Origin of the sequence: uncultured Limosilactobacillus sp., assembly GCF_934202235.1 — a bacterium.
In the GTDB taxonomy this organism is placed as follows: Bacteria; Bacillota; Bacilli; order Lactobacillales; family Lactobacillaceae; genus Limosilactobacillus.
Map to the genome: position 1 here is coordinate 1 of NZ_CAKPXS010000018.1, position 13,146 is coordinate 13,146.

The 13,146-nt window shown below is 47.4% G+C and carries 11 protein-coding genes, 1 tRNA gene and 1 pseudogene; 9 read left to right on the forward strand and 4 right to left on the reverse strand.

All coding sequences use genetic code 11. The features are described 5' to 3' along the window. On the reverse strand, nt 1-826 hold an 826-nt coding region (locus tag Q0E49_RS04030), incomplete at its 3' end, for an NFACT family protein (RefSeq protein ID WP_295746672.1). 178 nt (nt 827-1,004) lie between these two features. Here Q0E49_RS04030 and Q0E49_RS04035 point away from each other — a divergent pair. Continuing rightward, a complete protein-coding gene (locus Q0E49_RS04035; protein WP_295746673.1) occupies nt 1,005-1,880 on the forward strand; it encodes a DegV family protein in 876 nt (291 codons plus the stop codon). Next, nucleotides 1,877-2,515, forward strand: a complete 639-nt coding sequence (locus tag Q0E49_RS04040; RefSeq protein WP_295746674.1) for a hypothetical protein — start codon at nt 1,877-1,879, stop codon at nt 2,513-2,515. Before Q0E49_RS04035 ends, Q0E49_RS04040 begins: the two co-directional genes overlap by 4 nt. Nucleotides 2,516-2,550: 35 nt before the next feature. Here the strand turns inward: Q0E49_RS04040 and Q0E49_RS04045 are convergent. Next, nucleotides 2,551-3,393, reverse strand: a pseudogene (locus tag Q0E49_RS04045) (alpha/beta hydrolase). A 146-nt stretch (nt 3,394-3,539) separates the two neighbouring features. Here Q0E49_RS04045 and Q0E49_RS04050 point away from each other — a divergent pair. Both Q0E49_RS04050 and Q0E49_RS04055 read left to right on the forward strand, forming a co-directional pair. Further along, entirely contained in the window at nt 3,540-4,058 is a 519-nt protein-coding gene (locus Q0E49_RS04050) for a GNAT family N-acetyltransferase (RefSeq protein ID WP_295746695.1), read from the forward strand. A 76-nt stretch (nt 4,059-4,134) separates the two neighbouring features. Continuing rightward, nucleotides 4,135-4,992 (forward strand): hypothetical protein, encoded by an 858-nt coding sequence (locus Q0E49_RS04055; protein WP_295746675.1) that lies wholly within the window; start codon nt 4,135-4,137, stop codon nt 4,990-4,992. 5 nt (nt 4,993-4,997) lie between these two features. Here Q0E49_RS04055 and Q0E49_RS04060 read toward each other — a convergent pair whose 3' ends face one another. Next, a complete protein-coding gene (locus Q0E49_RS04060; RefSeq protein ID WP_295746676.1) occupies nt 4,998-5,867 on the reverse strand; it encodes a LysR family transcriptional regulator in 870 nt (289 codons plus the stop codon). 101 nt (nt 5,868-5,968) lie between these two features. Between Q0E49_RS04060 and Q0E49_RS04065 the strand changes: the two genes are divergently transcribed. The 4 genes from Q0E49_RS04065 (at nt 5,969) to Q0E49_RS04080 (ending at nt 9,467) form a co-directional block, all read left to right on the forward strand. Then, nucleotides 5,969-6,772: a PhzF family phenazine biosynthesis protein gene (locus Q0E49_RS04065; protein WP_295746677.1), complete on the forward strand. Its 804-nt coding sequence runs from the start codon at nt 5,969-5,971 to the stop codon at nt 6,770-6,772. Nucleotides 6,773-6,890: 118 nt separating this feature from the next. Further along, nucleotides 6,891-8,285, forward strand: a complete 1,395-nt coding sequence (locus Q0E49_RS04070; RefSeq protein ID WP_295746678.1) for a DHA2 family efflux MFS transporter permease subunit — start codon at nt 6,891-6,893, stop codon at nt 8,283-8,285. Nucleotides 8,286-8,351: 66 nt separating this feature from the next. Continuing rightward, nucleotides 8,352-8,424, forward strand: a tRNA-Ala gene (locus Q0E49_RS04075). A gap of 149 nt (nt 8,425-8,573) precedes the next feature. Further along, nucleotides 8,574-9,467, forward strand: a complete 894-nt coding sequence (locus Q0E49_RS04080; RefSeq protein WP_295746679.1) for a LysR family transcriptional regulator — start codon at nt 8,574-8,576, stop codon at nt 9,465-9,467. Nucleotides 9,468-9,568: 101 nt separating this feature from the next. On the opposite strand, the gene Q0E49_RS04085 is transcribed toward Q0E49_RS04080, so the two are convergent. Further along, a complete protein-coding gene (locus tag Q0E49_RS04085; RefSeq protein WP_295746680.1) occupies nt 9,569-10,939 on the reverse strand; it encodes a hemolysin family protein in 1,371 nt (456 codons plus the stop codon). A 194-nt stretch (nt 10,940-11,133) separates the two neighbouring features. Here Q0E49_RS04085 and Q0E49_RS04090 point away from each other — a divergent pair, with 194 nt between their 5' ends. Next, a complete protein-coding gene (locus tag Q0E49_RS04090; protein ID WP_295746681.1) occupies nt 11,134-13,143 on the forward strand; it encodes a KUP/HAK/KT family potassium transporter in 2,010 nt (669 codons plus the stop codon). Nucleotides 13,144-13,146 lie beyond the last annotated feature (3 nt).

Sequence of the window (13,146 nt, forward strand, 5' to 3'; positions counted from 1 at the left end):
CCAGTAAGTCCGAAAGGGTGGTGAAGCTGTTAGTTGATGCACCTTGGGGGAGGTTGAGCGGCGCAAAGGCAGCAAAGGACTGTTTTTTATTGGCTTGGTGAATAAGCACTGGCTGGGGACTATCAAACCCGGCTAAAAATTGGTGGTAAGTGGTCGGGAGGTGGTCGCTTGCTGTGAGGCGTTCGGCGAGGTCAACCGCAGAACTGCGCCCAAAGCCCTCATAGCTTTTTTGCAATTGACGGGCCAACTCGTCAGTGTTATCAGTTAATTGCGTTGCCAAGTCAGAGTAAAGCTGGTTTGGCAAGTAGGGGTTCACCTTATCCTGCTTGGGTGGCATGATAAACGTTGCTCCTGGTAACAGTGTCCTGATGCGGTTCTGATCGCTGGAGACGTGTTTAATCGCGTCAATAATCTTGCCCGTTTTACGGTTCACCAGGGTAACGTTACTGTGCCGGGCCATGATTTCAACGACAATTACCAGTTGTTGGTTATCCCCAATCTCATCGCGAGAGCTGAAATAAAATTCTACTATCCGGTCATTGCCCACCTGCTTAACCGCTTCGAGAATCGCTCCCTCCAGATACTTCCGCATGGTCATCGTAAAGTTGGTGGGAACTTGGGGGTTGCTGTAGGGGATAGCGGTCAGTTGGACCCGGGGATAGGAAGGATTGGCTGACATTAAGAGGGTGTAGTTGTGGCGGTGTGCCCGAATCACCATTAATAGTTCGTTGGGGTAAGGCTGGCTCACCCGGCTAACTCTCCCGGTCGCCAGTGTTGTTTGTAATTCATGTACAATTGCGTGGGTAAACAGTCCATCAAAAGCCATTAGAAATCCTCCTTGATCAATCCAGTCCATTATACCCGAGTGATTGTTGTGAAGCCACCAAAAGGGGCGGGGCAGGCGTTGGTTTCTGGCTTATCTTGTGTTATTCTTAAAATAACGTTGTCCTTAATTACGCTTAACAATTAATAAAAAAGTTTAAACGAAAGTTGTGGTGTTTTCCATGAAAATTGCTGTTGTGACTGACAGCACTGCTTACCTCACCAAGGAGGAGCAGGAAAAATACAACATCCATGTCGTGCCAATTCCACTGACCATTGATGGGCAGAGTTACCAGGAAGGGGTCGACATTTCTAACGCCGAATTTTATGACAAGCTGGCGCACTCATCGACCTTCCCGAGTACTTCGCAACCGCCAGTTGGTGAAATGATTGAGTTGTATCAGCAACTAGCGGCAGAAGGTTACGACGCGGCAATTAGTATTTTCTTGACCAGTGCAATTTCTGGTTTTGTGAATACTGTTACCCAGTTGGCTGAGCAATTGAAGGATCAAATTAAGATTATTCCTTTTGATTCGCACATCACGGTCAAACTGATGGGCTACCTAACTATTGAAGCAGCCAAGGAAGTAGCAGCTGGCAAGGACCTTGATACCATTTTGGCTAACCTTGATAAGTTACGTCAAACTTTTCATAGTGTTTTTGTTGTTGATGACTTGCAGAATCTGGTTCGCGGCGGGCGTCTGTCAAACGCCAGCGCCATTGTTGGCTCAATTTTGAAGATTAAGCCATTACTCACCATGGACACGCCTAGCTACTCCATCGAGGCGTTTGAAAAGGTCCGGTCCATGAAGCGGGCGAAGTTGCGTTGTGAACAAATCTTTGAAGAGAAAATTGCGCAGGCGGACTACCCAATTCACGCCATTGTCATCCATGCCAATGCACCAGAAGCCGGGCAAAAGTGGCTGAATAAGTTGTCTGCCGATCATCCTGAAGTAACGTTTGAACTGGGCTACTTTGGACCGGTGATTGGGACGCATTTAGGACAGGGGGCATTGGCGATCGGCTGGATGTGCGATACGGATCGCCGTCCACTATGAAGTTTGGATATCGTGCGGCATTGTTGCTATTAAACGTTGTTGCATTGCTGTTAATGATCATTTTATCGGTATTACAATTTAACGTTTCGATCCCGAGTGGCAACCTCCACATTACGGTGGTGGCACTAATAGCGGTAGCCCTGATGACTTTGACTGACGTTGCTAACGGATTAGTTGTTACTGCCATCAGCTTTTTGCTAATCTTCTTTTTGCGAATTATGAACTGGCAAAACCTGGTGCAATTAGTCTTGCTGGTAATCGTTGCTGCCATCATTATCGCCACCTGCCTACCACATCACCGGCGGTTAAGCCACCAGCAAACAATTTGGCTCGGACTTGCTATTGGGATTTGTCAGTTGGTGCTATTAGCACTGACCTTTTTCATCGTGGGTTGGCATTATTTTGGCAACTTACGGGGAGCACTGATTGAGCTGCAGCAGGCTTTTCCGGCCGCTCTCTTGAGTGGACTCCTCGATTCTCTCCTGGTTCCAGCAATTGTTTTCTCCGGAGCCAAACTGGCTGACAAACTGGGCTTGTTTAACTATCCCGGGGATGGTGGGCACCAGGACCCGCCAGTGATTGACTTGAGTAGTCACCGCTCGGCAAAGGATGACGAGCAACAAAATCAACATTAAAAAAAGACCATCAGCCAATGAAAAGCTGGTGGTCTTTACTTACCCCAGAAAAATTGAATAAGGAGCTGGTCAACCTCGGGGTTACGATGCAGCTGAACATGATCGGCTCCCGGTCCCGTAATCTACTTTTCGCGGAATGATTTAGCGCGACTGCTCTCAAGATACTTGAGCGACTGAGCCGAGCGAACATCAACCAGGTTGTCGGTACCATTGCCCACATCGCCGTAAATATTCAAAATTTTCACCTGATGTTTTGGATAAAGGCGGCGTAATTGTGTCATCTGGCGGTAATTGGCGGACATCGCCGATGGTTTGCCAGTTTGCCGGTTAACGATAAAGTTTGTCGGCAGGTCGTCTCCCTGAATACCGTTCATTGGCGCGGCCAAGTCTAACTGTTTACGAACCGTCGGCATTTGCTGATTATCGGCGTTTTTCAAAAAATAGTAAGCCAGTGCCATGTTGCCCATCGAGTGGGCTTCCAGATTCACGTTTTTGATGTGGTCAACCGCTTTGAGGTGACGGAGGACGTTAGCGACGTACTGGCCATCCTGAGGGTAATTCGTATTATCATTATCTTCAAAGTTGACCATGACAATCGGGTTGATGGCACCCCGGGGAATCTTTTGCGAAAAGCTGACGTGACCATTCTCATCGACATTTGCCGAGACGACAGTATTAGTTATTCCCGCGTGGACCGCAGCATTGACCATGTGCCGTTCCGCATGGGCACCTGACCCATAGCCGTGAAAGAACACGGTTACGGTGGTCGATTGGCAAAAGTGGTGACTGAGGGCGGCATTGGCTGTGAGTGGTATTCCAGCGAGTACACTAACGGCGATGGTTGCCGCTAGCGCGAAGCAGGGGAAACGGTGTTTCATAATTAGACCTTCCTTGATATTATCAGGACCATTGTAAGTGATTAAATACCAATTGCCAACCAGAGATCAAACCAATTATTTGCATTTTCTGAGTGGGATATGCTAAAGTAATTAATTGGATTTTAAAAGGATAGGAGATGGCGATTATCAAACTGGTAAAAGCAACTCAAAGCGATCTTGACCGGATTATTGAAATTTTGGCCGATGGCCGCAACCAGTTGGCCGAAAAAGGTGTTGACCAATGGCAGGGTGACTACCCGAACCGTGAACATGTTAAGAAAGACATTGACAAGGGTTTTGCATACCTTGTCCAGTCCGACGACGAGGAAACCGTTGGGGCGTTGTCAATCGTCGCTCCACCGGAACATGATTACGATACAATGGATGGTCAGTGGCTAGTTGATACTGACAAGTACCGGGTTATTCACCGGGTCGCAATTCACTCCAACCATGCTGGCCATGGCTACGCATCGCGGATGTTTGAATCTGTGATTGCCTACGTTGAAAAGGCGGCTCATATTAAGTCCCTGCGGATTGATACGCACGAAGATAATAAGGCAATGCAACACCTGATCGAAAAGAATGGTTTCAAACGTGTCGGCACGTTAAACGGTGTCTACCGGAAGAATGAAATCTCTTATGTTTACGAATTAGTTGTTGGCTAATGGCTAACAGACATATGATAAAATAAACACGTTAGCGGGGTGCGCTAGCGTGTTTTTTGTCAGAGGAGGGGGCAGCGTGGGAAACCAACAATTAACCGATCGTCAACGAGTGCGCTTAGCCCAGTTAGCTTATCAGCAGTGGCAAGTCGGTGATCCCCTTTACCTTAATCACGGGCGTAATTTTATTGGCAAAGTCACTCGAATTATCCATCAGGTTGACGACCTTTACTTAACGGTTATCGTCAACCACCAACAACAAGAGGTCACCGTCCTTTTTCGTGGTTCAACTGGAATTATTAGTGGAGGTCATGATGCCTGGGTGAACCAGTGGCTGAAGACCAATTTTCCGGTTGGTTCGGCAATTCTCACGCAGCAAGCCGACATACCAGACCAGTTGGTGAGTGCAAGTGCGACACTCAACCGCTTGATGGGAGAATATCGGGGTGCGCATTTTTGGCTTTACGGTCACTCGCTTGGCTCCATTAATGCCCAGTACGCTTTAGCAAATTGTTTCTTTCCCCAACAATTGGCCAATAGTTACCTGTTTGAGGGGCCCAATATTTACTGGCTACTGTCACCGGACCAGCGCAAACGAGCCCTGCAAATTCGCTGTCAGATTTTTAATTATGTTGACCCGCGTGACATTGTGACCCTCGGTTACCTGGATGAGCAACACGTAATCGGTTTATTGCGGGTTGTTGATTCACGCTTGGTGGCACCGATTAAACAGCACCTTTTTGGTGGTTACCAGTATGACAGGCAAAACATGATCCTGGTCAACCAGGGTGCCAGTGCTGAATTGAGTCGAAAGCGGGCAATGATCGATCGTCGATTAATTAAACGGGCAGGTCAGCTCTTACAAATGGTCGACCACCGACAAAATAATCAATATAACCAGCCATCCCATTCTGGTGACCGGTTATTTACTGACTAAAATGGTTAGGGGAGCTGCGCGACTTGGTGAAATAATGTTTCAATGAAACGCTGACTGGCCAGAGACATTAACTGCGTTGGTCGTTGGTAGATACCAATTTGCCGATAAAGGCGGGGAGTTAACGGGCGAATTGCCACTTGATAATTTTGCTTAGTTAGTACCAAGTCGGCCAGAATGCTGTAGCCAAGACCAGCTTCAATCATTGCCAGCAGAGAATAGTCATCGTGAACCCGTAACTGAATATTAGGTTGAATCCCTTGCTGATGAAAAGCATTTAACGGTTCACTATAGAGTCCTTCCTCCAGCATGAGGAAGGGCTCTTTTGCTAAGTCCGTCAGGCTCAGTGCTTGTTTTTTGGCCAGCGGATGGTTAACTGGCAAAACGACTTTTAATTCACCGCTTTTGAGGTATTTGACTGGCAGGTGGGGCTGAGCCGCCGGGTTAATAAAGCCAAAATCAACTGTATTATTGTCAACCCATTGCGGGATAGTGGTGTAATCTCCCTGCAGGAGGGTGAAATGAACACCGGGATACCGTTGCTGAAAGTTTTTAATCAGCGGCGGTAACCAGTGTGCGGAAATACTGGAAATTGTGCCAATCTTGATGGTAGCCGACTGGAGCCCCCTAATCTCGGCTACGCGGTCCTGAAAGGTTGACCAGTCGTTACAGAGTTGCTCAACGAGGGGCAGCAGTTTTTGGCCGTCGGGAGTTAGTTCCACTTGACTATGAGTTCGGTACAGCAGGGGAAAGCCAACTTCGTTTTCAAGACTGTTGATCATCTGGCTGATTGCGGACTGTGAATAACCGAGTTGCTGACCGGCAGCAGTAAAGCTGCCGGTAGTGAGAATTGCTTGTAGAGCACGTAAGCGATTCATTAATAAGCACTCCTTATTAAACCATTCAAAAGATTTGTTTCACTAATCTTGAACCAGTCACTATAATAATGTCAAGTCAGTTAAGGAAAGAGGGAGTAACAATGAAAATGTACCATGTTGATGCCTTTACCAAGAACTTATTTACCGGCAACCCGGCAGCGGTTTGCTTTGCCGATCATTTTCCGGATGACTCGTTGATGCAGCAGGTGGCGGTAGAAAATAGCTTGTCAGAGACCGCCTTTGCTGTCCAAAAAACATCCACGGAATATGACTTACGCTGGTTTACCCCGGGTGGAGAAATTAATTTGTGCGGGCACGCGACACTAGCGACAGCATTCTTGGTTTTTGCATTCCGGCAACCGGCAGGCGAACGGATTGACTTTAACACCAAGAGTGGTCAATTGAGCGTTAGTCGAGTTAATGGACACCTCCAGATGGACTTTCCCAGTTATCAGTTAAACGAGGTAGCGGTCACGCCCGCTATGACTGCCGCTTTTGGGGTACGGCCCGTTGCTGCTTACCAGGACCGTGACCTCCTTTGCGTTTTACCGACGGCAGAGGACGTCCGACAGTGTCAGCCGCAGTCGGAAGATTTGATGAAGCTGCCGGGGTTGTTACAGAGTATCACTGCCGCTAGCGACGATCCTCGTTATGACTGCATATCACGCTCATTTGCACCAAAAATGGCGGTGGTAGAGGATCCTGTTTGTGGTAGCGCCCACTGCCAAATTGTCCCGTACTGGGCACGGCAATTAGGGAAAAAGCAGGTCACTGCCTATCAGGCTTCAAGCCGCACGGGTGTTTTATACTGTCAGGACCGGGGCAAACGCGTCACCATTGCCGGGGATGCTGTTCTCTATTCTAAGGGTGAAGTAATCTTGTCGGACAAAGGTGACTTAATTTAATTAAGTTAATTACTTAATAAATCAAGGAACCGCCAAAAATCACTTACGAAGGATAATTGATTCTGGTAATGTAACCAATTGTGTTTACAGAAAAATCAATGAGGAGTGATTTTTGATAATGAATGAACAAACGCATCAACAACACGTTCGCCATCCCAAGTTAGCGATGGTTAGTATGCTGCTGGGTGCTTTTGTTGGGATGCTTAGTGAAACTTCACTGAACATTGCTTTGCCACAATTGACACGAGCCTTCCATACCAACACCGCAACCATCCAGTGGCTAGTGACTGGTTATATGTTAGTGATTGGGATTGTCCTGCCACTGTCGAGCATGATTGCCAAGTGGTTTACCACCCGGCAAATTATTATTTTTGCCCTGGTCGACTTTATCGTCGGTGCTGCTATTTCAGCCCTGGCGGCAAACTTTGCCATTTTGTTGACTGGACGGATGATCCAGGGAATAGCGACGGGGCTGATCTTACCACTGATGTTTGCGGTGGTTATGCAAATCTTTCCTCCACAAAAGATTGGGGCGGTCATGGGTGTCTGTGCGCTAGTAATTATGTTTGCCCCGGCGATTGGGCCGACGCTCACTGGGCTGGTCCTCGGCAAATTATCCTGGCGCTGGATTTTCTGGCTTTTTATTCCGTTTCTGGTGGTAGCCCTGATGTTTGCTTTGACGTCACTGGAAAATGTGGGTCAGCTGACCCGGCCACACGTGGATGTGTTGTCGATTGTTGAATCCGCGATTGGCTGCTCAGGTTTAGTGATTGGGGCCAGTTTATCCAGCCGCGCTGGTTGGTTGTCTCTACCCGTCCTTAGTTCGTTGTTAGTAGGTATTGTCGTTCTGGGCCTGTATATCCACCGGCAATTGAATATCGAAACGCCAATCTTGAACCTTCGCGTCTTTAAGACCTCAGCGTTTGCGATTGGTTCAACACTCGTCATGCTCGACTTTGGGATTATCTTATCAGCAATGTACCTGTTGCCAATGTACATTCAAAATGGCCTGTTGCTGCCAGTTGCTTTAACTGGGGTGATCATGTTACCCGGTGGGGTAATTAACGCCTTAACTTCTGCGGTGGCAGGAAGGATGTACGACAGCATCGGTGCTAAAAAGCCAGCGCGAATCGGCTTTGCAATTGCCTTGGTTGGTGCGTTAATGTTAGCTTTTACCACTGACCACTCGCCTGTTGCTTACGTCATCGCCGCTCACGTAATCTTAATGGTCGGCTGCCCACTAGCGATGTCACCATCGCAAACTAGTGCACTAAATTCACTGACGGGGATGCAGTCTGCTGATGGTAGTACGATTTTGAATACGATGCAGCAAATTGTCGGGGCCTTAGCAACCGCACTTGCCACCAGTTTCCTCGAACTAGGCAGCCGCACAGCTAGTGGTAGTTCGGCAGTACGGTTTACCACTGGCGTCCATTACGGGCTTTACTTTACGCTGGTGCTGATTATTATTGGTATCATTTTGACCTTTAAAATGGCGGACAAGACTGAATAGGTCTTTCAGTAATTGCTCCTTGACCCGTTAGCCTGAAATCGTATAATAGATAACAGGATATGAAACGGGCCATTAGTTCAGCTGGGAGAATGTCTGCTTCGCATGCAGGAGGTCGCGAGTTCGAATCTCGCATGGTCCATTCTTAATGAAGAAAACTTTAATCATTTCTTCAAACCCACTGAAGCCGTTGTTAGCTCAACGTTTCGGTGGTTTTTTTGTCCGTACCTTTAATGTTGGAAGCAAGGAAAGTTGTTTTCGATTACCAGTAAAATAAAGGGAGTATGTTCAGTGGAAACGCGGGTTCTCAGGTATTTTTTAACCGTTGCACAGACCAACAATATTACTAAGGCGGCAGCCATCCTTCACGTTACTCAGCCAACACTGTCACGGCAAATGATGGAGTTGGAAGCAGAACTGGGCGTAAAGTTGTTTTTGCGACGTCCGCGGCACCTTGAATTAACTCCAGAAGGAGCTCTCTTCCAGCAGCGAGCGGCTGCCATCCTCCAGCTGTGGGAGCATTCCAAAGAAGAAGTACAAACTCACGACAAAGGCTTGAGTGGTACCGTCCACGTTGGCTGTGTGGAAAGTTCTGTTTCACCGTTTTTAATGAAGGTCATTAATCATTTTTTGGAACAATACCCACAAGTCAAACTGACGATGTTTGACGGGGACGGCGATACCTTACGAGAAAACTTAGACCGGGGGTTGCTCGATGTCGCAGCGCTAATTGAACCGGTAGAAGCTACCAAGTATAACTACCTGGTTTTACCCGTGAAAGAAGAGTGGGGAGTCATCATGCGTGCTGATGACCCACTTGCGAATCGCCAGTGGTTGAATCGTCATGATATTTATCAGTTGCCGTTGGTCGTTTCGCGGCGGGGGATTGTCCGCGATGAGATCAGTGATGTTCTCAGGCTAGACCAGGCAAAACTCCATATTCGAATGACGATTAATTTACCAGGAAATGCGATGCAGTTGATTAAGGGTGGTAATTACTATGCACTAGCAATTAAGGGTGTTTATGATAATGCCCATGATGCTGATCTCGCCTTTGTTCCTATTCGTCCACGGAAAAGCACAGGACACGTAATGGTTTGGCAAAAGAACCGACAGCTGACGGACACCACGACGGCCTTCATCCAGAAGGTGGCAGCAGCAATTAACCAGCACTCAGCAAAATAACAAAAACTCCTGGGATCATTGGTTACCCTGTCGTAGTTAGAAACTAACCTCGTGACGATGGGAACCTGATACCAGGAGTTTTTCATTTATTGTTCAATTGACTAATTATTTTGCTGTGAATCGTCCGTTGTTTGTTTTTCCTTGCTGGTCGGGTGTTTATCACCAATGTGAACCACGTGGAAGTTATCAACAAAGGCGTTTTCAAAATCAAGCGGAGTAAAGCTAAAGCCATCGACCCGAATTGGCCGACCAACTGCTAGTTCATACTTCTCCTCAAGGAAAAAGCCAGTGATCGTCGTGGCATCAGATTGGTCAAACTGGTCAATCTTGACGTTGAAGTAGCGTTCAAAGTCGTCGAGGTTCATCTTACCGGAGACAGTGTATCCCTGGTTTCCTTTTTCATCGACTTTTTCTTTTTCAATCATGTCGTCGCTATCGTGGTCAATTTCTTCGTGAACCGTCCCAAATAGTTCTTCATAAATATCCTTGTCAGTTACGATCCCTGAAGTACCACCGTATTCGTCCTGGACAACAACGATTGGAACGTGTTCCTTGACCATTAGCTTCATCACGTCAGTTAGTGATTGGCTTTCATAGACCATTGGCACCTGACGCATAATCTCAGTGACACGCATCTTGCCATCATCGTTACGGAGGGCGTTCATGATGTCGTAGTTAAAGACATACCCTAAGATATGGTCCTTATCGTTATTCCTAACGACCGGGTAGCGGGTAAACTTGCGCTTGAAGTACAGCTTGGATGCTTCGGCAATCGTGGCCTTACTATCGATGACTGATAACTGAGTCCGATCAACCATTACCTCAGACGCAACCTTGTCGTTCATTTCAAAGGCTCGCTCCATAAAGACAACGTCTTCCTTATCCAGCTCACCGGCCTTTTCGGATTCTTGGGACAGCGAAATAATTTCACTTTGGGAGTAGATGTCTTCGTCAGGGTGAGGGTTAAAGCCAAGCAACTTTGTAAAGGCTGCGGCAGTCACGTTAAAGATCCACACCAGTGGGAAGAAGATGATATGGAAGAAGTGCACTGGCCGGACAATCGCTAGCAGGATCCGCACAGGTTGGTCGATCGCCATGTTCTTCGGCACCAGATCAGTAAAGACGGCGTGCAGGAAAGTGAAGATGAGGATCCCGATAATCGAGGAGAACTCCGCTGCCAGGTTATGGGGCAGGATGTGGAGTTTCATCAGCATTCCGACGGCGTAGTCTTCACCAATCCACCCTAGGATCAGGGAAGTAATGGTAACACCAACCTGGGCGGTAGAAAGGTACTCTGACAAGTGAGCGAGCATGTACTCCGCTCGCTTAACCGCGCGAGTTTGCTTGCGTGTCTTCAGTTCACTTGGCCGCGTCTTCACTAGTGAATATTCAAGCAGCGTGAAGAGGGCCGCCAGCAACAAAATAAAAACAATAACTAGTAATACAACTGGACTAGTTGGACTAATACCCATGCTTAGATAGGTCCTTTCTCAGTATTTTCTTACTCCTTATTATACCAGTTTCGGCCGGAGACGCCTATTTCAAACGTCATGCTAAACAAATTAATGAGTATTGTGCCAGCTGGACTATTTAAACGCGGAGAACTAAAATAGTCGTTATTAACAAGAACTATCAATTTCCTAAAAAGATGAAAGGAGACTGAGTGATGCAGAAAGGTCATAACAAGTTACTGGCCAATGCTCTGATCGCTTTAGGAGTTGTCTACGGAGACATCGGGACGTCACCGCTTTATACCATGAACGCGTTGATTAACGATGTTGGCGGGACACAGCACCTGACCGAAAGATACATTATTGGTTGCTTGTCACTAGTTTTTTGGACATTAATGCTAATGACAACGATTAAATACGTATTGATCGCGATGCGCGCTAATAACAAGGGTGAAGGAGGAATCTTTGCTCTTTACGCACTAGTCAGAAAGTACGCGAAGTGGCTCATCATCCCCGCACTAATTGGTGGTGCCGCACTCTTAGCTGACGGAACTTTAACGCCGGCAGTAACGGTGACTACCGCGATTGAAGGACTCAAGGGCGTTAATTTTGGTTCCCATGGAGTGCTCGTTCATGACCAGGGCGAGGTCATTATTATTACGCTGATTATCTTATTAGCACTATTTTGTATTCAACGTTTTGGTACTAGTTTTATTGGTGGGGCGTTTGGTCCCATCATGGTCGTCTGGTTTGGTTTTTTAGCGGTCTTTGGGCTCAAAAACATTAGCGCCGACCCGTTTGTCTTACGGGCGCTTCTGCCGCACTATGGGTTGGAAGTGCTTTTTGATCCGCATAACCGGGTGGGGATCTTCATCCTGGGGAGTGTGTTCCTAGCCACGACAGGTGCTGAGGCCTTGTATTCCGATATGGGACACGTTGGCCGGAAAGCCATTTATGTCACCTGGCCAGTAGTGTTTATTTCTTTGACATTAAACTACTTTGGTCAGGGGGCCTTCCTGATTAGTCGATTGTCTAACTTGGGCGCGCATGGCTCAGGGTATAACCCGTTTTATCAAATGCTACCGACGGAAGTCTACCTCTTCGGGGTGGTCATTGCGACCCTCGCAGCTATTATTGCTTCCCAGGCGCTGATTACCGGGTCTTTCACCTTAGTTGAAGAAGCAGTGGGGCTGAAGCTATTACCACGGATGCCAGTGGAGCACCCGTCGATGGCCCGCAGCCAGATCTACATTTCGCCGATCAACTGGCTACTTTGTCTGATTACTTGCTCCATTTTGCTCTTCTTCCGGACTTCAGCTCACATGGAAGCCGCTTACGGACTGGCCATTACCATTACGATGCTCATGACCTCCGTCTTGCTGCACCAATACTTATTGGTCAACTCGAACCGTTTCTTTGCGACGATCTACATCGTTTTGTACGCAACGATTGAAACCATCTTCTTGATTTCCAGTTTGACTAAGTTCATCCATGGTGGTTATGTCACCTTACTACTGACGTTCATGATCTTAATGGCGATGGTTAGCTGGCACTACGGCAACAAGCTGCGGGGTAGTTTATATGGGGAGAGTGAGTACCTTTGCCTCAATGATTACAAGCAGATGCTCCAAGACCTTTCGAGCAACGAGGACATCCCGTTGTACGTTTCTAACTTGGTTATGATGGCGCGGATTAACGAGAACCGGATGGTCAAGCGCGAAACGCTCTATTCAATTCTTGATAAGAACCTCAAGCGGGCAAAGGTTTACTGGTTTGTAACTGTTAATACGACTGATGAACCCTATACTAGCTATTACACCGTTGACATGATGGGAACGCGGAACATTGTCAATCTGCAGCTCTATTTAGGGTTTAAGATGGGTAACAGTGTCAACATGTACCTGCGTCAGGTTGTTTCTGACCTCATGTCACAGGGAGTCATTGACAAGCAACCACAAGAATATACCACTCAGCCTGGTCGGCAGGTCGGCGACTTCCGCTTTGTCTTCATCCGCGAACTGCTTGATAAAAACACTGCCATTTCTGGTTGGCGGCGGGTATTAATCCAGGTACGGATTTGGTTGCAAAACCATACGATGTCACCGGTTCAATACTATGGGCTTGGCTTTAGTGATACCGTTGTTGAAACCGTCCCGTTGTTCTTGAAGCGGCGGCGGGCTAAGAAACTGCGTCAAAACATAATTGCCAATAAACGGCAGCGGTAATTA